Raw genomic sequence first — 20,803 nt, forward strand, 5'->3', positions numbered from 1 at the left:
TATTACCTCTATGAGTAAAGTTTGGGGTTATGCCTCCACGTATCCCATAACGCCGACCCCTGAACAATAATGTTCCGGAGCACCCCGCCGTATGTGTCGATACGTGTGTGTTATAACGTTGATTAATGTTAGTGGAGATCTCATTGCCTAAGAACACAACTGAGTGATGTTAATAGTGCGGATTTCCGGCGCGCTTTATACCATAAAAGTGGCAATAAATGCCACTACTTACTATGAGTAATAGCGAAAAAACTATGGGAAAAGCGAAAAAGCACCGCATCACACACTTTGACTCAGCGTGATGCGGAACGATTTATCTTAAGTCTAGCTTAGTTACGGATGATTTTCCCATCCTGATATACCCACTTACCATCCACCATAGTGCGTACTACCTGACCTACCATCTCCATGCCAGTGAAAGGACAGGATTTGCCGCGGGTCAGCATGGCGTGCGGGTCGACAATCCACTCTTTTTTCGGATCGATAAGTACCAGGTCAGCCAGGCCACCAACGCTCAGATGACCACGGTCTTTCCAGTCAAACGCGGCCGCCGGGCCCGCTGTCATTTTGTGAATCAGCGCCTGCAAGTTCCATTGACCGGTTTGTACCAGACAGCTATGTAACACACTAAATGCAGTTTCAAATCCGGCAAATCCACAAGGCGCTTCGTTAAACTCACAGTCTTTTTCTTCATAAGCGTGTGGTGCATGATCTGTGGCAATGGCATCCAGTGTGCCATCTTTTAAACCTTCGATTAGCGCGACAATATGTTCATTAGTCCGCAAAGGTGGGTTAACTTTAAATGCAGAATCAAAAGACTCGATGGTTTTGTCCACCAGACATAGATGATGTGGTGTCACTTCAGCCGTCACCTTAATGCCTTTGGCCTTCGCTTCACGAATTAAATCTACTGCGCCTTTACTACTCACATGGGCAATATGCACATGACCGCCAGTCATTTCAGCCAGCATGATTTCACGGGATACTGCAATGTTCTCCGCTTCTGCCGGACGGCCTTTCAGGCCCAGTTTGGCGGAAACACACCCTTCATGCATCACGCCATCTGCTACCAGACAGCAATCTTCTGAGTGAGAAATTACCGGCAGATTAAACATGCTGGCATATTCCAGTGCTGCACGCATCAGGCGGCCATCATTAACATAGTAACCATCGTCAGAGAATGCTCTGGCTCCGGCCTGTGCCATATCTCCAATTTCTGACAGCTCTTTACCTTCCAAGCCTTTAGTCACCGCACCGGTAATTTCAACCCGCACCACCGCATCAGTCTGAATTTTATGTTTCATTCCGGCGACAATAATCGCCTGATCGATAACCGGACGGGTATTGGCCATGGTCAGGATAGTGGTAAAGCCACCAGCGGCAGCCGATGCGGTACCGGTTAACAGATCTTCTTTTGCTTCTTGTCCTGGCTCACGCAGGTGACAGTGGATATCAATAAAGCCCGGACTGACAACTAACCCACTGGCATCAATGACTTCATCGCTTGCTTCTGCACTCAGTGATTTTCCAACCGCTGCCACTTTTCCGTTGGCAATACGAATATCCAGCACATCATCTAAACCATTAGCAGGATCGATCAGGTGACCATTTTTAATTAACCACTGTGCCATTATGCTTGTACCCCATCAGCTAAAGTTAAAGATAGAACTGCCATTCTGACTGCCACACCATTATTTACTTGTTCTTCAATGGCCGAAAAACGCCCGTAAGCCACATCCGGTGATATTTCCAGACCACGGTTCATTGGGCCAGGGTGCATCACTAATACATTCTCTTTTGCCAGTTTCAAACGCTCATCATTAATACCGAAAATACGGGCATATTCACGCGGCGTTGGGAATAACCCCTTCTTCTGACGTTCCAACTGGATACGCAATACGTTTACTACGTCTGCATCCGCAATGGCATCTTCTACACGATGGTGGATGGTGACGCCCATATCCAACATTTCTTTAGGAATTAAGGTCTTTGGTCCGCCAAGATGAACCTCTGCGCCCATCTTCAACAAACCCCAGATATTTGAACGTGCTACCCGGCTATGCAAAATATCTCCCACAATAGCAACTTTCTTACCGGCGATAGAACCGTGGTGTTGGCGAATGGTTAACAGGTCCAATAGCCCCTGAGTGGGATGCTCATGTGCCCCGTCACCGGCGTTAATCACAACAGCCTTAACATAGCGTGTTGCATATTGAGCAGCCCCTTCTGCGCTGTGGCGCATTACAATGGCATCAACACCCATCGCCTGAACGGTTAACAGGGTATCTCTCAGGCTTTCGCCCTTTGCAACGCTGGAAGTAGAAGCGGCAATATTAATCACATCGGCACCCAGATATTTGCCGGCCAACTCAAAGGATGAGCGTGTTCTGGTACTATTTTCAAAGAAGACGTTAACGATTGCTTTTCCGCGCAAAGTAGATAATTTTTTGATGTCTTGCTTAGTTACCTTTTTCATTTCATCCGCGGTATTCAACACACGTTCGATATCAGCCACCGACATGTGTTCCAACCCTAAAATATGTTGGCCTCGCATTATATTTTTCGCTCCTCTGTTGAAATTTGAATCAAAAAAAACCCCCAATCTAATACTTGTTAGTATCTGATTAGGGGTTGATATCAACCTTTTTAGCTATGTGTACTCTCATCCTGCTTTGCCCAATTTACTATTAAGTGGTTTTAAAAACCTCTTACCTCACACTAAAGATAAAAGACAGCGCCCAAACCTTCTTAATCTATCAGATATGGAATTCTAGTCAATAAGTATTAGTTAGCAATCTTCATTTTTTATTTCTCAACACACATTACCCCTTATTACTGAAGGGTTATTGATACGATAAATTTGGTTCTCTTTTGCAGGACTGATACCATATTCAGATCGTGAATTGATTATCGTTGTCAGTTAACCCTGCGTCTCTGAGCTTCGTTATGTTCTGACTCCTATCATTAATGGACAATTTTATGGCTATTTCTATTAAAACCCCTGAAGACATTGCAAAAATGCGTGTGGCCGGTCGCCTGGCCGCTGAAGTATTGGAAATGATCGAGCAGTACGTTAAGCCTGGCGTAACCACCGGCGAACTGGATCGTATTTGCCATGACTATATTACCAACACTCAGCACGCAGTTTCTGCCAGCCTTGGTTATCACGGATTTCCTAAGTCTGTATGTATCTCTGTGAACGAAGTGGTATGTCACGGTATTCCCAGCGATGACAAAAAGCTGAAAGATGGCGATATCGTTAATATTGACGTTACTGTAATCAAAGATGGCTTCCATGGTGATACCTCCAAAATGTATTTTGTTGGTAAGCCAACCATTCTGGGTGAACGCCTGTGTCGTGTAACTCAGGAAAGCTTATATCTGGCCTTAAAAATGGTTAAGCCTGGCATTCGCCTGCGCACTCTGGGCAAGGCTATTCAACAGTATGTTGAGAAGCAGGGATTCTCAGTAGTCAGAGAGTACTGTGGTCATGGTATTGGTGAGGGTTTCCATGAAGAGCCTCAGGTACTGCACTATGATGCTGATGATGGTGGCGTAGTATTGCAGAAAGGCATGACCTTTACCGTTGAGCCGATGGTTAACGCCGGTGATTTTCGTATTCGCACCATGAGCGATGGCTGGACGGTGAAAACTAAAGACCGCAGTTTATCTGCTCAATATGAGCATATGATTGCCGTTACTGACACCGGTTGTGAAATTCTGACTTTACGGAAAGATGATACCATTGAGGCGATATTGACGCCTGATGCCTGATTGTTTTGTGGGTGTTGTTTTGAATGGCTAACGTGATGTTGGCCATTTTTGTTATTGGAGTACGAGTTTGTTTTAAATTAACTCTGAGGATATTCCGGCCGTAAAAACTCTCTACCCATATCACTTCTGCTCTCGGCCGGAAGAGCATCGGTACTTAACTTCATTGGGCTTCGGGCCTAGCCCGCTTAGGGGCACTTCGTTGGCTAACGCCAAGTCGACCCCAACAGCGGTCTCTCCCTCAGATTAACTTTGTTAGCTAACTAAACATTATTTCCTAACCGTCACGCTTTCATCTGGCGAATTATCAGGTTTACAGGTAGCTTAAGTAATAGTGAGTTGTCCTCAGCGGCAACGATAGATTATTTTGTGATTAACTCTGCCATCAAAAGGTGATTGTCACTATGTTTGAGCACGTTTTGCTGAAAAAGCCCTGCGACCCTTCCTGTTTGAGTAACAGTGAATTGACGTTACCCAATTTGAAACTGGAGCTGGAACGTTTTCAGGCCTGGCTGAAGGAAGCTTTTGAAGCAGACGTAGCGGTTGATGAGCTGCTTAAAGCGCGTTCAGATTATATAGACCATCTGCTACAGCGGCTCTGGCTCTTTCACGGTTTTATTAAACCAACGGCAAAAGGATTGGCTAATCGCAGTGGACTCGCGTTAATTGCCGTCGGGGGTTATGGCCGCAGCGAACTACACCCTCTTTCTGATATTGATATTTTAATTCTCAGTGACCAACCATTAAACGAAGAGCAATCTCAGCGGGTTGGAGAAATCATCACCTTGCTGTGGGATTTAAAACTGGAAGTAGGCCATAGCGTACGCACGCTGGAGCAATGTCTGGAAGAGAGTATTGCCGATCTGACTGTAGCCACCAACCTGATTGAATCACGATTAATTTGCGGTGACGTTACGTTATTTCTTTCACTACAAAAGCATATTTTTGGGCAGGAGATCTGGCCATCAGATACGTTCTTCCATGCTAAGTGTCAGGAACAAGAAGAACGCCACCAGCGTTATCATGGTACCAGCTATAACCTTGAGCCCGATATTAAAGCCAGCCCCGGTGGTTTACGAGATATTCATACTTTGCTGTGGGTAGCCCGTCGCCATTTTGGAGCGACTTCTCTTGATGAAATGGTGAGTTTTGGTTTTTTAACTCCTGCAGAATGTACGGAGTTGGAGGAATGTCAGGCTTTCTTATGGCGTATTCGTTTTGCCCTGCACCTCATTTTGCCGCGCTACGATAACCGCCTGTTATTCGATCGGCAGTTAAGTGTTGCGACTCTACTGGGATATAAAGGAGAAGGTAACCGCCCAATAGAACGTATGATGAAAGATTATTATCGCGTTACCCGTCGGGTAGCGGAGCTGAATCATATGTTATTGCAGCTATTTGATGAGGCAATTTTAGCCGTTGACCATACCGATAAGCCGCAAATTTTGGATGAACGTTTTCAGCTACGCGGTCAGTTAATTGATTTACGCGACCCTAATCTGTTTATCGAACAGCCGGAAACTATTCTGGGGTTGTTCTACCGTTTGGTAAGTAATCCTGATATTAAAGGTATTTACTCAACCACCCTGCGCCATCTTCGTTATGCTCGTCGCCATCTGAAGCAGCCGCTATGTGAGTTACCTGCAGCTCGTCAGTTGTTTATGGCTATCTTGCGTCACCCAGGCGCCGTCAAACGAGCTATTGTGCCAATGCATCGTCACAGCGTACTGGCGGCCTATATGCCGCAATGGGGAAAAATTGTCGGCCAGATGCAGTTTGACCTGTTCCACGTCTATACCGTTGATGAACATACTATTCGGGTGTTACTAAAACTGGAAAGTTTCGCCGATGAAGAGACCCGTCAGGCTCATCCTCTCTGCGTGGAACTTTTCCCTCGCTTACCAAAACAGTCACTGTTGTTTATGGCAGCGCTGTTTCACGATATCGCTAAAGGCCGTGGAGGCGATCACTCCACTCTCGGTGCAGAAGACGCTAAAGATTTTGCCGCATTGCACGATCTCAACTCTAACGAGGTTGATTTAGTCAGTTGGCTGGTCAGGCAGCATTTGCTGATGTCAGTGACCGCTCAGCGCCGTGATATACAAGATCCGGAAGTCATTCAACAATTTGCTGCCGAAGTGCAAACAGAAACCCGATTACACTATCTGATTTGCCTCACCGTAGCGGATATCTGCGCGACTAATGAACCTCTGTGGAATAGCTGGAAGCAGAGCCTGTTACGTGAACTCTATTTCGCAACAGAAAAACAGCTACGCCGTGGCATGCAGTATCGACCGGACTTAAGAGAACGCGTTCGACATCATCGTGCTCAGGCGCTGGCCCTGTTGCGACGGGATAATATTGATGAGGCCGCGCTGCATAACCTCTGGAGTCGATGCCGGGCCGACTATTTTTTACGCCATACGCCGGGCCAGTTAGCCTGGCACGCCCGCCATCTGGTCAATCATAAATCCGATAAGCCACTGGTGCTTATTAGTCCTACCCCTAACCGGGGGGGAACAGAAATCTTTATTTATAGCCATGACCGTCCTTATCTGTTTGCTGCAACCGTTGGTGAGTTGGACAGAAAAAATCTGAGTGTTCACGATGCTCAAATTTTCACTAATCGTGATGAGATGGCAATGGACAGTTTTATCGTTCTGGAACCTAACGGCAAACCGTTGACCGCTGACCGCCATCAGACTATTCGGGAAGGATTAGAGCAAGCGTTAACGCAGCCAGTTTATGAACGCCCGCGCCCACGTATGCTATCTTCTAAACTTCGTCACTTTAATGTTGCAACGCACGTGACGTTTTTACGTGGCCACAGCGAACGACGCACATATATGGAACTGGTTGCCCTTGACCAGCCGGGACTGTTGGCCAGAGTGGGTGAAGTATTTGCGGATTTAGGACTATCGCTACACAGCGCACGTATCTCCACTATTGGAGAGCGAGTTGAAGACTTGTTCATTCTCACAAACAGTGAACGAACAGCGTTATCTTCTGAAATTTGCGAACTTTTGAAACAAAGGTTGACAGAAACCCTGAATCCAACGGATAAATATGGCCCCAAATAATATTCCTTTAAATACACGACATCAGGAAAAGAGATGCAGCAGTTAAAAACCGTTATAGAAACCGCCTTTGAACGCCGTGCTGAAATTACTCCGGCGAATGCAGATACCGTTCTTCGTGAAGCTGTTAAGCAAACTATTGCTAAATTAGACAGCGGTGAATTACGCGTTGCCGAAAAAATCAACGGTGAGTGGGTCACACATCAGTGGCTTAAAAAAGCGGTTCTGCTTTCGTTCCGTATTAACGACAATGTCGTCATGGATGGCGCAGAAGCCCGCTATTTCGATAAAGTTCCAATGAAATTTGCCGACTATGATGCTGCTCGTTTCCAGCGTGAAGGTTTCCGCGTGGTTCCACCAGCCAGCGTTCGTCAGGGTGCTTTTATTGCCCGTAACACCGTGTTGATGCCATCCTATGTCAACATTGGTGCTTATGTTGATGAAGGCTCCATGGTTGATACCTGGGCAACCGTCGGTTCCTGTGCCCAAATTGGTAAAAATGTTCACCTGTCTGGCGGCGTAGGTATTGGTGGTGTACTTGAGCCACTACAAGCCAATCCAACCATTATTGAAGATAACTGTTTTATCGGCGCCCGTTCAGAAGTAGTGGAAGGCGTAATCGTTGAAGAAGGTTCCGTTATCTCTATGGGTGTTTACATTGGCCAAAGCACACGTATTTACGATCGTGAAACTGGAGAAGTCCATTACGGCCGCGTTCCAGCAGGCTCAGTAGTGGTTTCAGGTAACCTGCCATCTAAAGATGGCAAATACAGCCTGTACTGTGCGGTTATCGTGAAAAAAGTAGATGCTAAAACTCGTGGCAAAGTGGGAATTAACGAATTGTTACGGACTATTGATTAATTATTCTCACCAATCTGAATCAAATTCAAAACGCGGGCACTGCCCGCGTTTTCATTCCAATAAACCCAAACTAAAAATCACCCCAAAACTCAATATATTTTGGTTCTTCCGGCGCTTCAAAACTCTCCGGCAGTGAAAAACTAAATTCATGTGCAAAATAGCTAGCCAGATCGTAACCGTAATAAATGATATCCATCTGATAGACGGAAAATACCGGATTGCCAGCCTCATTGGGTGTAGCAGGAATATAGCGATGAGAATAAATGGGAATAAGTTTAGGATAAGTATAGAAATGTTGGCTGACGATAACTTCTCTCTCTTCCGCACTCCCCGGTTTCTCACCCCATGAATTCTCCCAATAGCTATTGTTTTCCACATCAAACAACATGCCTTCCAACGGCCAATTGATACGTTGTTCAATCTGCTGTTTTACTTTGGTGGAATTCAGGCCCGCGCGCCAATTTACGAATCGCTCTGAAACCGGCATTGCCGCTTGAAGAAACTGTTTTAAATCAGGAGGAAAAGTGACTTGAAATTCACTCTGAATCGCAACAAATTCCTCATCACTTAAGCCCTCAACAAAGCTAACACCGCTCTGTTTCAGACGCTTAATCAGTAATGTTATCTGTGAAATATTCATGATGTTACGCCAGTCCCAGTTTAATGCGCCTTCACGGTTAATATTCAAATACCAGCTTTTATCCAGCCGTCTGTCCGCATATTCATCATCCAGCAGAGACGTTGCTTTCCTGATAATTTCCGCCACTTTCCCTGGCGTTAGCGGTTTAAGCTGAGAATAGTCTCTCGCCCTTTGTTGCTGCTCCGGCGTAACTGCACTGATGATATCACCGTAAAATAACCATGGATTATGAAACTGATAATGAACCGTTAACCAGGGGTAAGCTTTGCACCCTGCAACCCAGACGCGTAAAAAGAGATAGTCACTATTTGCCGCATCAGGATCCCATAACACTCGCCAGAAAAAATCAACGCCATCTACATGGATCCTACGTAACTTCATACGCATGTTTATTCCTTTTTAAACATTAGGGTAGTGATTGATATCCCCTGCTATAATAATTATTGCACCGTCATAAAAATAAATCAGGAAGGTTTTCTTATGTACGATAATCTCACCAGTCTCGGTATTACCAATCCTAAACAGATCGACCGCTATAGCCTGCGTCAGGAAGCCAGTAATGATATTTTAAAAATCTATTTCCGTAAGGAAAAAGGAGAGTTTTTTGCCAAAAGCGTCAAATTCAAATATCCACGCCAGCGCAAAACAATTTTAGCTAATCCGGGTGCAGAGAAATCCTATAAAGAAGTTCATGAAATCAGCCCTAACCTTCGCCATGTCATTGAAGAACTTGATAAGATTTGTCACGGAGAACGTATCGAGGTCGACATAAAGAAAAAAATTCTTTCGGACCTGCGCCACCTCGAACAGGTTGTTACTCATAAAATTGCTGAAATTGAGGCCGATCTGGAAAAGCTGACGGAAAAAGAAAACGGTAAATAAGCACCGTCTGGCAAGATGATCTTTAATCCTGACGCGGTATAACAGAAAGTAAAAATCCACCGGTTATCAGGGTGGATTTTTACTACACAACTGCATGATTCGATGGCTATAACAAGAAACAACCACTAAGCCAGAGTACCCCAGTGTTTAATCCAGTCTGCGGCAAATACTTCAGGTTCAGAAACTTCGCTTGAATCAATAATTAATACGTCACCAAGTCGGGTCGCTCCTTGCTCCTGCAGCAGCGCATCAAACTTTTTGCCCGCACCACAGAAATTCTCATAGTTACTATCCCCCAGTGCAATTACACCATAACGTAACCCTGGTTGATGCCCTAAGGAATCTTTAATGTCATAAAATAGCGGTTCAATGGAGCCTGGTAAATCGCCCTGCCCGGTGGTTGATGTCACGACCAGAACATGCTCCTGTTCATAGTTCTGCCACTCATCCAAAGTCCCTTCATCAAACACGGAAACATCATGCCCTTGCTCTTGTAACAGGGTTTGAGCTTCTTCAGCAACCATCTGGGCGTTACCGTATACGGTACCAACAAAAATTCCTATTTTTGCCATCGCTTCTTCTCTCAGTTTTAACGGATTATCTGACAGAACTATCCTGAGTTATTGCCAAATTAATTTCAACCCCATTATATTCGGGGCATTGCGAGGTCCATCCAAATTCTGTCATTAAATTCTGCCAGCGAGAATCCCAAGGGGCGGAGATAAGTAATGGTTGATGAGTAACCGGATGCTGAAGAGCTAAATGACTGGCATGTAACATCAAGCCCTGACAGTCGAAATGTTCTGCCACCGCACGATTATGGCGTAAATCACCATAAGCACTATCACCAATAATCGGATGAAAAATATGTTTCATATGGCGGCGAAGTTGATGCTTACGACCCGTTTGAGGCGTTAGCTCAACCAGACTATAGCGTGCAGTATCATAAGGCCCAACGGCAATTGGTACCTCAACTTGTGACAATCCCCGGTAATGGCTAACGGCGGGCTGAGCCTCTTTATCCTGTTTAGCAAACTTATCGGCTATCTTGTCTAACTGTTCCACCAGAGGGTAATCAATGGTATCGGCTTCATGAACATGACCCCGGACCACCGCGTGATAAACCTTATTGAGCTGGTGATGTTCAAACTGTTGAGACATTTGACGCGCCACTTCGCTGGAAAGAGCCATTAACAGCACCCCAGACGTTGGCCTGTCAAGGCGGTGTACGGTGAAAACATGTTGACCAATCTGGTCACGCACCGTTTGCATTACCACCACTTTTTCATGACGATCCAGCCAACTGCGATGAACTAACCATCCGGAAGGTTTGTTTACCGCCACCAGATGTTCATCCTGATATAAAATATCCAGCATTAGAGAGTATCTTTATTAAGTAATCGATCGATTTGATGGAGAGCATCAATCAAAGATTGATGATTTTCAGCCCGCAGATTGAATGCCTCTTCAAAATAAGGCGCAATAGCAATACGGGTAGGTAATGGATTATGCCCTTCTACCAGCGCCCTCATGCGGGGAATAAACACCCACTGTAGCCACTCCTCAGGCGACATAGTATCAATGCAGAAAGGTTCACTACTCTCGAAAACACTCAGCTCAGGCGCACAAGAACCCCATAACGCCTGTTCCTGCATCAACTGCTCTATCTCTCCCAGCAATTGCCAAACCTGATTATCTAAACTCATTATTTTCTCTTGAAATTAACACGACAGGCCTGTCTGAAAGCCTGAGAAAAGATGATGATTGTATCACTTTGAGAATGGTGGGTAAAAAACCAAATATCGAAGGGCAAAAACAAGAAAGGCCCACTGTAATCTACAGTGGGCCTGGTGCGTTATATAGCTTATCCGGCTATGCGCGTTGCTTCCCTGCTCAATCCTTGAAAAATTGTCCTGTCGGTTATCCTAACCTTGCTATCCTTTGCAGCGTCCTACTTTCTTCCTTGTCCGTCATCCTGCATCATCCTGATGCTCTTCCTTGCTAGTCGTCCTGACCCCCTACACTCCGGTAGGTACTCATTCTCCATCCTGGAGGTGTCCGCTAGTTTTTTCCTTAAACTTTCCTGTGCTACCATCCTGATAGCGCCATCCTTGATTGTCTTCCTGACTTTCTACATTCCTGGTAGAATTGGTTTTCATCCTGAAACTGTCCGTTAGTTCTATCCTGAACTATCCTTCATCTTCCTGATGATATCCTTGGGCTCTTCCTAAGCGATTCCACTTGCTTTATCCTAAAGCCGTATCATCCTGATACAGTCCTTATTCCTGAGCTCCCTTTCGATGGACATAGAATCGCTTAATTTCCTCTGTCTCACAATATACCCTGTGAGACTTACATCCTGTAAGACGACGTGTGAGCCATCAAAAAACAAACTAATATCATGATATTTATATGTATTATCAAAAACTCATTTTAGAAATTGACGATATATCTCACAGGGCTTGTAGGATATGTCTCACAAGGTAGTGCGCATCCATTGTAAGACACCGATCCTATTTATTTCGGAAAACTCACCTGTGGTTCAAGTTTTTGCAGAAATACGGTCAATGACTCAGCCAGCGTTTCTCGCTTGGTAGTACCAAAATGTTCAAGCACCACTTCACCAGACAGATTACACAGGGAGACCATTTCCATTTCTGAATCCGTCGTAGCAATAAACAGTGTAGGAACCAGCTTTAACCTGCGCTGTGTCACTAAATGCCCTATCAGATTTTCTTGCAGTCGAATGAAATCTTCATCACTCCAAACCTGAATTAGCGACAGTTCCAACCCCTCAAAACGAGCGGCCATATCTCCGGCATATTGCGAGGTATAAAACTGAGCCCCTTCTTCTCTTAGCGATATATTCAGCGCACGCTCAACATTAGCCAAAGAAGGTTCAGACTCAAAAGGCTGGGGTAACCACAGCACTGATTCATCCTGCGTACGAACAATACAAGGAGAAGCTACGCCGTATAGCATTTCACTGGCAGGTTCATGGCCAACCTTCTGCTGCCACAAATCGATAAAAGAAGTGGTGAATTGAGTTAAAGCGGAGATTACTGGATATGTCATATTTATCTCAAAGATTGCGTTACACTATATGGCAAATTTTCAATGATTATAGCGTTATTCCCTCTTGGGGTAACACCGGAGTAATAGCATGACTTCCCATTATCAAGATAATCAGGCGCTATCAGCCCTTACGCTGGGTAAAGAAACTGCCTATATTGACCATTATGACGCTACGCTGCTACAGCCCGTTCCACGCAGTTTGAATCGTGACCCATTAGGGTTAAATGCCGCTGACCTGCCTTTCCACGGTGCTGATATCTGGACGCTATACGAACTATCCTGGCTCAACAGCCGTGGTTTACCTCAAGTGGCCATCGGTGAAGTTCATATTGATGCAAGCAGCGTAAATCTGGTTGAGTCAAAAAGTTTTAAACTCTATCTCAACAGCTTTAATCAAACTCCGTTTAATAGTTGGGAAGATGTACAGCAGGTACTCACGCGCGATTTATCTCTGTGTGCACAGGGTAATGTTAGCGTAAAACTGTTTCGCCTGGGGCAGCTGACAGGAGACTGCATTGGTACCTTTAACGGCGAATGTATTGACGATCAGCCAATCGAAATTACCTCTTACGACTTCAATGAAAAATTACTGGAACAGGCAACAGAGAAGCAGGCTCCTGTAGTTGAAGAGACATTAATCAGTCACCTGTTAAAATCCAATTGCCTGATTACCCACCAGCCAGACTGGGGTTCAGTAGAGATTCGTTATCGGGGCCCTAAAATTAATCGCGAAGCGCTATTGCGTTATATCGTCTCTTTCCGACACCACAACGAATTTCATGAACAGTGCGTAGAGCGCATCTTTAATGATATTCAACGCTATTGTCATCCGGAAAGCCTCAGTGTGTATGCCCGTTATACTCGCCGGGGTGGGCTGGACATTAATCCTTATCGGACAAATACTCAATTTGAACCCCAAACCAAACGACTGGCCAGACAATAGACTGAACTGCTTGCACAAAGTATCAAAAGCAACAAAGATAGTGCGATAAATCATAATATTAAGTGATGCTTCGCAATATTTATGTAAATGACAGTAAAAAGCACAAGATTACCGTGAATGGTTTCCAGAACATCAGTAAAGTAGAGAGACTCAGGTAAAAACGGTAAGTATTCTTAATCTGAACAAACAGAAAAGCTTGCTGTTACCCTTTTAGCAAACTTTTCAATAACCTCAACGTTAGGGAGTTGGTTTGATTACACATATTAGCCCACCATTAGGTTCTATGGACCTGCTATCACAGCTTGAGGTGGATACATTAAAAAGAACTGCCAGCAGTAACCTCTATCACTTATTTCGTAACTGTTCACTGGCGGTACTCAACGCCGGTAGCCAAACAGACAACAGTAAAGAGTTACTGGACCGTTACAAATCTTTTGATATTAACGTTTTGCGTCGGGAGCGCGGCGTTAAATTAGAGCTGATTAATCCACCAGAAGAGGCCTTCGTTGACGGCCGTCTTATCCATTCGATTCAGTCGAACCTGTTTGCTGTTTTACGCGATATTCTGTTTGTTCATGGCCAACTCACTCAGGCACTAAAACACCAGCAAATGGACCCTGATAATTCAGTGCACTTAACCAATCTGGTGTTTTTTATCCTGCGCAATGCCCGTGCCCTGCACGTTGGTGAAGAACCGAATATGGTTGTTTGTTGGGGTGGTCACTCAATTAATGAAATTGAATATCTGTATGCCCGCAAAGTGGGCAATCAGCTAGGATTACGTAAGCTAAATATCTGTACAGGATGCGGCCCGGGCGCTATGGAAGCACCAATGAAAGGTGCGGCAGTGGGTCATGCTCAACAGGCTTATAAAGATAGCCGGTTTATTGGTTTAACTGAACCGTCGATTATTGCCGCTGAGCCACCAAACCCATTAGTTAATGAATTGCTCATCATGCCGGACATTGAGAAGCGTCTGGAAGCGTTTGTACGCATAGCCCACGGCATTGTCATTTTTCCTGGTGGTGTTGGTACCGCAGAGGAACTGCTTTATCTGCTGGGTATTCTGATGAATCCGGAAAATAAGGATCAGAAACTTCCTCTGGTCCTGACCGGTCCAAAAGAGAGCGCCGATTATTTCGAAGTGCTGGATCAGTTCATTCTGAGCACCTTGGGTGAACAAGCTCGTAAGCACTATAAAATCATCATTGACGATCCGGAAGAAGTAGCCCGGGTGATGAAAAACGGTATGTCTGCGGTAAAAGAGAACCGCCGTGCGACCGGGGATGCCTACAGCTTTAACTGGTCTATTAAGATTGCCCCAGACCTGCAGCATCCTTTCGAGCCAAGTCATGAGAATATGGCAAACCTGAATCTTTTCCCTAATCAACCACCGGAGCAATTAGCCGCAGCATTACGCAGAGCCTTTTCTGGCATTGTCGCCGGGAACGTAAAAGACGTGGGTATTCAGGCTATTGAACAATACGGTCGTTATAAAATTCATGGCGACCCACAAATGATGAAAGACATGGACAAGCTACTGCAAGGTTTTGTTGCACAGCACCGCATGAAGTTGCCGGGTTCGGTTTATACCCCTTGTTATGAGATTTGTACTTAATCGACCTCGCGCAATAACCATTAACTCTGCCGGAGGTAACTCCGGCAGCTTACGGATAAGCGAAACCTATGCCTATACATCTGCTGATTGTTGATGCCCTCAATCTGATTCGTCGTATTCATGCAGTACAAGGTTCCCCTTGTGCCCCTACCTGTGTACGGGCTCTTGAACAGCTGATTCAACACAGCCAGCCTACCCATGCGGTTGCCGTATTCGATGATGAGCAACGTAATACCGGTTGGCGTCACACGCTCTATCCTGACTATAAAGCGGGCCGTTCACCGATGCCGGAATCGCTGGTAGATGAATTGCCACAACTAAAAACCGCTTTCGAGCAGGCCGGGGTAACCTGCTGGCAATCCAGTGGGGATGAGGCTGACGATCTGGCTGCAACTCTGGCGCACCATATCAGCCAGAGAGGCTATCAGGTAACGATTGTGTCAACGGATAAAGGTTATTGCCAACTGTTAGCGCCAACCTTACGCATTCGCGATTATTTTCAAAAGCGCTGGCTGGACATTCCTTTTATTGAACAAGAATTTGGCGTTAAACCAACCCAACTGGCTGATTTCTGGGGATTAGCCGGTATAAGCAGCAGCAAGATCCCTGGAATTGCAGGAATTGGCCCCAAAGCGGCAGCAACACTACTTAACCAATATGAAACGCTGGATGAAATATATCGGCAGATAGATACCGTGCCGGATAAGTGGCGTAACAAGCTAATCGAACATAAAGAGCTAGCCTATCTGTGCCGGGAAATCGCTACGCTAAAGCAAGATATCCATTTAGAGGGGAATCTTCAGCAACTTCGGCTCAACAAGATGAACGAAGACAGCCTCAACTAAACAAAAAGCCCCGCAGTTTATTCACCACAGGGCTAAATTGAATTGACTTTATCAGCGATTAATCACGTTCATCGCGTCGGCCAGGTATTGATGCCCAAATACGACGAACATGTACTGTAACCTCTTCACGATCGTGATAAAGCTGCTTTGCATTAATTTGTGCGTTGATGCCATTCTCTTTTAGCTTATCTTCGATAGCTTTTAAGTTCTGACATACTTCTTCGTAGCGCTTTTTCATCGGTAGCTTCAGGTTGAAGATGGCCTCACGACACCAACCTTTAATTAGCCAGTCGGCCATCAGGTTGGCTACCCGCCAGGGTTTCTCCACCATATCGCATACTACCCAATAGTTTGTCGAGTTGGCTGGTTCATAGCGAAATCCATCTTCACGATGATGGGTTACCTGCCCGGTATCCATAATGCTTTGAGCCATAGGGCCATTATCTACTGCATCAATCATCATACTGCGCTGAACCAACTGATAGGTCCAACCGCCAGGACAGGCACCAAGGTCTACAGCTCTCATGCCACTGGCTAAACGTTCTTCCCATTCATCTGCAGGAATAAACACATGAAATGCTTCCTCCAGCTTAAGAGTCGAACGACTCGGAGCTTCCGCCGGAAACTTCAGGCGAGGGATACCCATAAAAAACGGTGAATTATTATTGCTGTATGAATAGCCAACATAACAACAACCACTGGCAATAAAGAACACATGTACCACCGGACGACGTGAATTCTCTTTCGCCAGCATAATTCCGCGTTCACGCATTACCTGCCGTAATGGTACCGTCAGCTTGCGACAAAACTTTAACAGTTCTTTGCCTTCATTAGTATCAGGTACTTCTACCCGCACTTCACCGGCATTTTCTACCACGCCCTGTATCATTCCAACGATAGGGGAAACACGGTCTTCTACCGGTAAATCTTTCAACAGATCGCCAACAACCAACATTTGACGGGCAAAAATTAGCGAACTAAAAGGAAGCTCTTTTATCAGACGATCCGCATCTTCATGCTGATAACATTCAAACAGCACATAGCCACTATTATCTTTGACCCGGGGAAAACCATATACTTCCAGCTTCGCCGCTTTTTCTGCAATCTCTGCCGCACATTCTTTCTCGAATCCCGGGCGGCAATACAACGCTACTTTATTCACTATTCAACCTTTTTACTCAGGCGTAATGCACCAACCAGCAGCAGAGCCCAACCAATTAAAAAACAAAAACCGCCAAGTGGCGTGATATAAGGCCACATGCCAATAGAAGTCAGCGCCAGCCAATACAGGCTTCCGCTAAACAGCACAGTACCTACAACAAGAAAAGCCGCGCTACGTCGAAACCAAATGTTATCCCGAACCTGAACAGCAACCCCTAACGCCAGTAATGCCAGAGTATGCATTCCCTGATATTCAAGACCGGTGCGCAACCATGCCATTTGCTTAACGTCCAGAATCTTACTTAAACCGTGAGCACCAAACGCACCAAGAGATACAAAAATAAAGCCGCTTATGGCGGCAAGTACCAGAATCCAACGACTATTCATTGTCATTTATACCTTTAAATGTAAGCGTTATAGCCAAACCTGCTGGAATTCTACCGGTAAATCTAACTTTATATAATCACTGTTTTAATTTTTGATGAGATCTATTCTTCATAGCGCAGATAAACACTCTGCTGTTCACTGCTGGCAAGTGCCAGAATCCACTCGCGAAAAGAAGCAATTTTCCCCAATTCAGCCTGGCTCTCATGACATACCAGATAGAAGGCATTTTTACTGGCTAATGCATGATTAAATGGACAAACCAAACGGCCTGATTCAATTTCTGCTAATGCCAGAACGTTATTCACCAACGCCACCCCCTGACCGTGAACAGCGGCCTGAACCACCATTGCTGTATGGCTAAAAATCGGCCCCTGCTGCACATTGATATGCTGCAAACCTAATTGTCGAATATATGCCTGCCAGTCCCGTCGGGATGCATCATGCAACAAGGTATGATGCTCCAGCGCCTCCGATGTAGTCAACGGATGAGCCCCCATCATCAATGTAGGTGAACATACCGGAATCAAATACTCCGCATACAGTGACTCAACCCTTAATCCTGACCAGTTGCCGCGACCATAAAAAATCGCCACATCCACATCATCGGAAATTTTCCATTCATCGCGATCAATTGCCTGAATTCGTACATCAATCTCCGGATGAAGCTGATGAAACCCCGACAGGCGTGGTACCAACCACTGGATAGCAAAACTGGTTGGAACACTAACCGTTAACGCACCTTTCGCACTGCGCGCCTGTAGTTTGCGTGTAGCTTCATTAAGAGAGGCGAATATCTCTTTTATGTCTAAATAATAACTCTGCCCCTCTTCCGTCAGTAAAAGGGAACGATTACGACGCCGAAAAAGTTTAAGGCCGAGAAAATCTTCCAACGACTTAATTTGATGACTAACTGCGGCCTGCGTCACAAAAAGCTCTTCTGAAGCTTTAGTAAAGCTAAGGTGGCGAGCAGCAGAGTCAAACACCCTCAACGCATTTAATGGAGGTAATCGCTTCATAAGATTGATAATACTTCCCGGCCATGGTGATAATATGTGAATTACTTGGCTATTTGGGTCATTCACGCATTAGTTTTTCTAATGCGTTACATTATAAATTGTCCGTTGTACATATACCAGCAAATACCTATAGTGATGGCACTTCCTAAGCCGGAACGAAAAATGTGTTTTTTGAATGAAGGGCGCATTTTGGCTTTGTGGTTGTGATGTTGTGTTTGCTAATTTTCCTGACATTTGTCAGGTGCAATCATTAATTCACTGATTTCTTTGGGTTAATGATGATTTTATTTTCTGAACATTTACCCTGTCTGTCCATAGTGATTACAGTAGCACCGCCAAGGCGGTGCTTTTTTTTATTCTGTTTTCGGTCAAACAGCGGCGTAATTAGTATGGCTGTTTAACATACTCTTTCATCTCGCTCTGTTTTATCTGCTTTTCACCATCAAAGCGGGTTTCATAAGTCACCATACCGGTACTCTCATCAACCTGTGGCTCTCCCACCGTGATAACTTTAGTGCCATCTTGCATGGTCATCTCATAATGGCTGGAACAGCCAGCTAAACCTAACGTGAGAGCCAGCGCAGCGGAGGCAAGAATAAAACGTTTCATAAACTATTCCTTACGGTTAAACAGGTTGTACCCTAAATAATTCCGGGGCAGGAACGCAACCAACGCACCTGCAACTTGAAGTACGGCGGGTATATTACGCTTGGTAAAAGCCATACCACCATCTTAAATCTCTTTAACTATCTTCTGAAAAGCGTCTGACTGCAAATAAAATTAGCGGCAATTAATAGTGTTCTTTCAACTCGCTGCTAGTACAATCAAAGTTATTGCAGACAAATGCTACCAACATTTAATACCCACAGTGAATGGCCTCCTATGAAATCGTTTAATCCTGATTTATTCCGTCAACAGTTTCCTGCACTCAGTGAAGCAGGCTGTTATCTGGACAGTGCAGCAACGGCACTTAAGCCCCTGTCAGTGATTAACGCCACCAAAGAGTACTATGCTCATAATGGCGCCACAGTGCATCGTAGTGCCCATACTGCAGCTCAACACGCTACCGAGCTGTTTGATAACGCCCGTCTGTTGGTGGCTCAACTACTTAATGCTTCCAGTGAACGACAGATCGTCTGGACCAAAGGCACGACAGAAGCCATCAACTTAGTTGCTCAAAGCTATGCACGACCACGCCTGCAACCGGGCGATGAGATTATTGTCACCGAATCAGAGCACCACTCGAACCTTATTCCCTGGCTAATGGTTGCCAAACAGACCGGTGCTAAAGTGATTAAATTACCACTTAATAAGTGGTTTATGCCCGACCTGAGTCAGTTGCCAGCGTTATTAAGTAGCAAAACTAAAGTGCTGGCTATTGGTCATATGTCTAACGTCACGGGTGGTTGTCCGGACCTGCGTCTGGCCATCACGCTGGCCCACCAAAATGGCACCATTGTTATGGTTGATGGTGCTCAAGGTGTGGTGCACTCGCCTCCGGATGTTCAACAATTAGATGTCGATTTCTATGCCTTTTCTGCCCATAAGCTATACGGCCCAACCGGTATTGGTGCGCTGTATGGTAAAGCAGAGCTATTGGCCGAAATGTCTCCCTGGCAGGGAGGCGGAAAAATGCTAACTCAGGCGTCCTTTCACGGATTTGAAGCACAACCGGTTCCTGAATGTTTTGAGGCGGGTACACCTAATATTGCCGGTGTAATCGGCGTTGGTGCAGCTTTGTCATGGCTAAATACTCAGGATATTGCTGAAGCAGAACGCTATGCCTGTTCACTGGCTCAAGCCGCCTACGATCAGTTGTCATCAATACCCGGCTTTATTAGTTATCGGGCACCCGGCAGCAGCCTGCTGGCGTTTAATATTGAAGGTTTTCACCACAGTGATGTTGCTACTTTGCTTTCAGAACAAGGCGTGGCAATTCGTTCCGGACAGCATTGTGCCCAACCGCTGCTGGATGCCATGGGAGTCAGTGGTACCCTGAGAGCTTCATTCGCCCCTTACAACCAATTGGCTGATGTCGATCGATTATACGATGCGTTAACCCACGCACTTTCACTACTGGAGTAATCATGCTGGCCCCACACCCTTTTGGCACCGATATTGGTACCGAACAATTACTCAGTCTATTTAGTGATAAAAAACAGTGGGAAGACCGCTATCGCCAGCTTATCCAACTGTCAAAACAGTTACCTCCGCTACCGGAAGAACTAAAACAACAGCATCTGGAACTGAAAGGTTGTGAAAACCGGGTCTGGCTGGGACACCAACTCAATGAAGATGGTACTTTGCACTTCTACGGTGACAGTGAAGGACGAATTGTGAAAGGAATTCTGGCAATCCTGCTTGCTCAAATTGAAGGACAAACACCAAAACACGTAGTGAAACTTGACCTGATGCAATTATTTGATCGGTTGGGAATTCACCAACAGCTCAGCGCTTCTCGCTCTCAGGGGTTGGATTCACTGGTTAACACCATAAAGAAAATAGCCCTTCTCTATATATAATATTG

Annotated in this window: 20 protein-coding genes; 9 read left to right on the forward strand and 11 right to left on the reverse strand. The window is 45.4% G+C overall.

Going from position 1 to position 20,803, the window contains the following annotated elements:
- Positions 1 to 329: 329 nt before the first annotated feature.
- Together GOL65_RS08515 and GOL65_RS08520 are read right to left on the reverse strand one after the other, a co-directional pair.
- On the reverse strand, positions 330 to 1,631 hold the full coding sequence (locus GOL65_RS08515; protein WP_140920753.1) for a dihydroorotase: 1,302 nt from the start codon (positions 1,629 to 1,631) through the stop codon (positions 330 to 332).
- The gene (locus GOL65_RS08520) at positions 1,631 to 2,554 is read right to left on the reverse strand and encodes an aspartate carbamoyltransferase catalytic subunit (RefSeq protein ID WP_130590632.1); all 924 of its coding nucleotides are present in this window, start codon (positions 2,552 to 2,554) and stop codon (positions 1,631 to 1,633) included. Before GOL65_RS08520 ends, GOL65_RS08515 begins: the two co-directional genes overlap by 1 nt.
- A 425-nt stretch (positions 2,555 to 2,979) precedes the next feature.
- Between GOL65_RS08520 and map the strand changes: the two genes are divergently transcribed.
- The 3 genes from map to dapD all read left to right on the forward strand — a co-directional run bounded on the left by map (position 2,980) and on the right by dapD (position 7,709).
- Positions 2,980 to 3,774, forward strand: coding sequence for a type I methionyl aminopeptidase (gene map / locus GOL65_RS08525; RefSeq protein WP_140920752.1), 795 nt, complete (start codon positions 2,980 to 2,982; stop codon positions 3,772 to 3,774).
- Between the two features lie 401 nt (positions 3,775 to 4,175).
- The gene (gene glnD / locus GOL65_RS08530; protein ID WP_140920751.1) at positions 4,176 to 6,851 is read left to right on the forward strand and encodes a bifunctional uridylyltransferase/uridylyl-removing protein GlnD; all 2,676 of its coding nucleotides are present in this window, start codon (positions 4,176 to 4,178) and stop codon (positions 6,849 to 6,851) included.
- 33 nt (positions 6,852 to 6,884) lie between these two features.
- Positions 6,885 to 7,709, forward strand: a complete 825-nt coding sequence (gene dapD / locus GOL65_RS08535) for a 2,3,4,5-tetrahydropyridine-2,6-dicarboxylate N-succinyltransferase (RefSeq protein ID WP_140920750.1) — start codon at positions 6,885 to 6,887, stop codon at positions 7,707 to 7,709.
- A gap of 70 nt (positions 7,710 to 7,779) precedes the next feature.
- Here dapD and GOL65_RS08540 read toward each other — a convergent pair whose 3' ends face one another.
- Entirely contained in the window at positions 7,780 to 8,736 is a 957-nt protein-coding gene (locus tag GOL65_RS08540) for an SMI1/KNR4 family protein (RefSeq protein ID WP_140920749.1), read from the reverse strand.
- A gap of 93 nt (positions 8,737 to 8,829) precedes the next feature.
- Between GOL65_RS08540 and GOL65_RS08545 the strand changes: the two genes are divergently transcribed.
- Complete coding sequence (locus GOL65_RS08545) at positions 8,830 to 9,231, forward strand: DUF3461 family protein (protein ID WP_140920748.1); 402 nt, start codon at positions 8,830 to 8,832, stop codon at positions 9,229 to 9,231.
- 125 nt (positions 9,232 to 9,356) lie between these two features.
- Here the strand turns inward: GOL65_RS08545 and GOL65_RS08550 are convergent, their stop codons facing one another.
- From GOL65_RS08550 to syd, 4 genes are all read right to left on the reverse strand, one after another.
- Positions 9,357 to 9,803: a flavodoxin gene (locus GOL65_RS08550; RefSeq protein ID WP_179038271.1), complete on the reverse strand. Its 447-nt coding sequence runs from the start codon at positions 9,801 to 9,803 to the stop codon at positions 9,357 to 9,359.
- A gap of 25 nt (positions 9,804 to 9,828) precedes the next feature.
- Positions 9,829 to 10,608, reverse strand: coding sequence for a tRNA pseudouridine(65) synthase TruC (truC, locus tag GOL65_RS08555; protein ID WP_140920746.1), 780 nt, complete (start codon positions 10,606 to 10,608; stop codon positions 9,829 to 9,831).
- Positions 10,608 to 10,937, reverse strand: a complete 330-nt coding sequence (locus tag GOL65_RS08560; RefSeq protein WP_140920745.1) for a YqcC family protein — start codon at positions 10,935 to 10,937, stop codon at positions 10,608 to 10,610. The genes truC and GOL65_RS08560 overlap by 1 nt, the downstream gene beginning before the upstream one ends.
- Before the next feature lie 811 nt (positions 10,938 to 11,748).
- Positions 11,749 to 12,306, reverse strand: a complete 558-nt coding sequence (gene syd / locus GOL65_RS08565; RefSeq protein WP_140920744.1) for a SecY-interacting protein — start codon at positions 12,304 to 12,306, stop codon at positions 11,749 to 11,751.
- A gap of 88 nt (positions 12,307 to 12,394) precedes the next feature.
- On the opposite strand from syd, the gene queF reads away from it, so the two are divergent.
- From queF to xni, 3 genes are all read left to right on the forward strand, one after another.
- Entirely contained in the window at positions 12,395 to 13,249 is an 855-nt protein-coding gene (gene queF, locus GOL65_RS08570) for an NADPH-dependent 7-cyano-7-deazaguanine reductase QueF (protein ID WP_140920743.1), read from the forward strand.
- Between the two features lie 250 nt (positions 13,250 to 13,499).
- Positions 13,500 to 14,867 carry a nucleotide 5'-monophosphate nucleosidase PpnN gene (gene ppnN, locus GOL65_RS08575; RefSeq protein WP_140920742.1) on the forward strand — a complete coding sequence of 456 codons (1,368 nt, stop codon included), beginning with the start codon at positions 13,500 to 13,502 and terminating at the stop codon, positions 14,865 to 14,867.
- A 68-nt stretch (positions 14,868 to 14,935) separates the two neighbouring features.
- On the forward strand, positions 14,936 to 15,712 hold the full coding sequence (gene xni, locus GOL65_RS08580) for a flap endonuclease Xni (RefSeq protein WP_140920741.1): 777 nt from the start codon (positions 14,936 to 14,938) through the stop codon (positions 15,710 to 15,712).
- A 58-nt stretch (positions 15,713 to 15,770) separates the two neighbouring features.
- Here xni and rlmM read toward each other — a convergent pair whose 3' ends face one another.
- The 4 genes from rlmM to GOL65_RS08600 form a co-directional block, all read right to left on the reverse strand.
- A complete protein-coding gene (rlmM, locus tag GOL65_RS08585; protein WP_407657469.1) occupies positions 15,771 to 16,874 on the reverse strand; it encodes a 23S rRNA (cytidine(2498)-2'-O)-methyltransferase RlmM in 1,104 nt (367 codons plus the stop codon).
- Complete coding sequence (locus tag GOL65_RS08590) at positions 16,874 to 17,260, reverse strand: DUF423 domain-containing protein (RefSeq protein WP_140920739.1); 387 nt, start codon at positions 17,258 to 17,260, stop codon at positions 16,874 to 16,876. Before GOL65_RS08590 ends, rlmM begins: the two co-directional genes overlap by 1 nt.
- Before the next feature lie 101 nt (positions 17,261 to 17,361).
- Positions 17,362 to 18,276 carry a transcriptional regulator GcvA gene (locus GOL65_RS08595; RefSeq protein ID WP_179038272.1) on the reverse strand — a complete coding sequence of 305 codons (915 nt, stop codon included), beginning with the start codon at positions 18,274 to 18,276 and terminating at the stop codon, positions 17,362 to 17,364.
- A gap of 384 nt (positions 18,277 to 18,660) precedes the next feature.
- A complete protein-coding gene (locus tag GOL65_RS08600) occupies positions 18,661 to 18,885 on the reverse strand; it encodes a YgdI/YgdR family lipoprotein (protein ID WP_140920737.1) in 225 nt (74 codons plus the stop codon).
- Between the two features lie 273 nt (positions 18,886 to 19,158).
- Between GOL65_RS08600 and csdA the strand changes: the two genes are divergently transcribed.
- Both csdA and csdE read left to right on the forward strand, forming a co-directional pair.
- Positions 19,159 to 20,361, forward strand: a complete 1,203-nt coding sequence (gene csdA, locus GOL65_RS08605; protein WP_140920736.1) for a cysteine desulfurase CsdA — start codon at positions 19,159 to 19,161, stop codon at positions 20,359 to 20,361.
- Positions 20,361 to 20,798: a cysteine desulfurase sulfur acceptor subunit CsdE gene (gene csdE / locus GOL65_RS08610; RefSeq protein ID WP_140920735.1), complete on the forward strand. Its 438-nt coding sequence runs from the start codon at positions 20,361 to 20,363 to the stop codon at positions 20,796 to 20,798. The genes csdA and csdE overlap by 1 nt, the downstream gene beginning before the upstream one ends.
- Positions 20,799 to 20,803: the final 5 nt, after the last annotated feature.

The organism is Limnobaculum xujianqingii (genome assembly GCF_013394855.1).
Lineage (GTDB): Bacteria > Pseudomonadota > Gammaproteobacteria > Enterobacterales > Enterobacteriaceae > Limnobaculum > Limnobaculum xujianqingii.

Excerpts from the sequence above, each read along its gene's own strand:
- GOL65_RS08590 (WP_140920739.1), bottom strand. The coding sequence starts at position 17,260 with ATGAATAGTCGTTGGATTCTGGTACTTGCCGCCATAAGCGGCTTTATT.
- GOL65_RS08515 (WP_140920753.1), bottom strand. The coding sequence starts at position 1,631 with ATGGCACAGTGGTTAATTAAAAATGGTCACCTGATCGATCCTGCTAAT.
- csdA (WP_140920736.1), top strand. The coding sequence starts at position 19,159 with ATGAAATCGTTTAATCCTGATTTATTCCGTCAACAGTTTCCTGCACTC.
- map (WP_140920752.1), top strand. The coding sequence starts at position 2,980 with ATGGCTATTTCTATTAAAACCCCTGAAGACATTGCAAAAATGCGTGTG.
- GOL65_RS08545 (WP_140920748.1), top strand. The coding sequence starts at position 8,830 with ATGTACGATAATCTCACCAGTCTCGGTATTACCAATCCTAAACAGATC.
- GOL65_RS08540 (WP_140920749.1), bottom strand. The coding sequence starts at position 8,736 with ATGCGTATGAAGTTACGTAGGATCCATGTAGATGGCGTTGATTTTTTC.
- glnD (WP_140920751.1), top strand. The coding sequence starts at position 4,176 with ATGTTTGAGCACGTTTTGCTGAAAAAGCCCTGCGACCCTTCCTGTTTG.
- GOL65_RS08600 (WP_140920737.1), bottom strand. The coding sequence starts at position 18,885 with ATGAAACGTTTTATTCTTGCCTCCGCTGCGCTGGCTCTCACGTTAGGT.
- truC (WP_140920746.1), bottom strand. The coding sequence starts at position 10,608 with ATGCTGGATATTTTATATCAGGATGAACATCTGGTGGCGGTAAACAAA.
- dapD (WP_140920750.1), top strand. The coding sequence starts at position 6,885 with ATGCAGCAGTTAAAAACCGTTATAGAAACCGCCTTTGAACGCCGTGCT.
- syd (WP_140920744.1), bottom strand. The coding sequence starts at position 12,306 with ATGACATATCCAGTAATCTCCGCTTTAACTCAATTCACCACTTCTTTT.
- queF (WP_140920743.1), top strand. The coding sequence starts at position 12,395 with ATGACTTCCCATTATCAAGATAATCAGGCGCTATCAGCCCTTACGCTG.
- GOL65_RS08560 (WP_140920745.1), bottom strand. The coding sequence starts at position 10,937 with ATGAGTTTAGATAATCAGGTTTGGCAATTGCTGGGAGAGATAGAGCAG.
- GOL65_RS08550 (WP_179038271.1), bottom strand. The coding sequence starts at position 9,803 with ATGGCAAAAATAGGAATTTTTGTTGGTACCGTATACGGTAACGCCCAG.
- GOL65_RS08595 (WP_179038272.1), bottom strand. The coding sequence starts at position 18,276 with ATGAAGCGATTACCTCCATTAAATGCGTTGAGGGTGTTTGACTCTGCT.
- GOL65_RS08520 (WP_130590632.1), bottom strand. The coding sequence starts at position 2,554 with ATGCGAGGCCAACATATTTTAGGGTTGGAACACATGTCGGTGGCTGAT.
- xni (WP_140920741.1), top strand. The coding sequence starts at position 14,936 with ATGCCTATACATCTGCTGATTGTTGATGCCCTCAATCTGATTCGTCGT.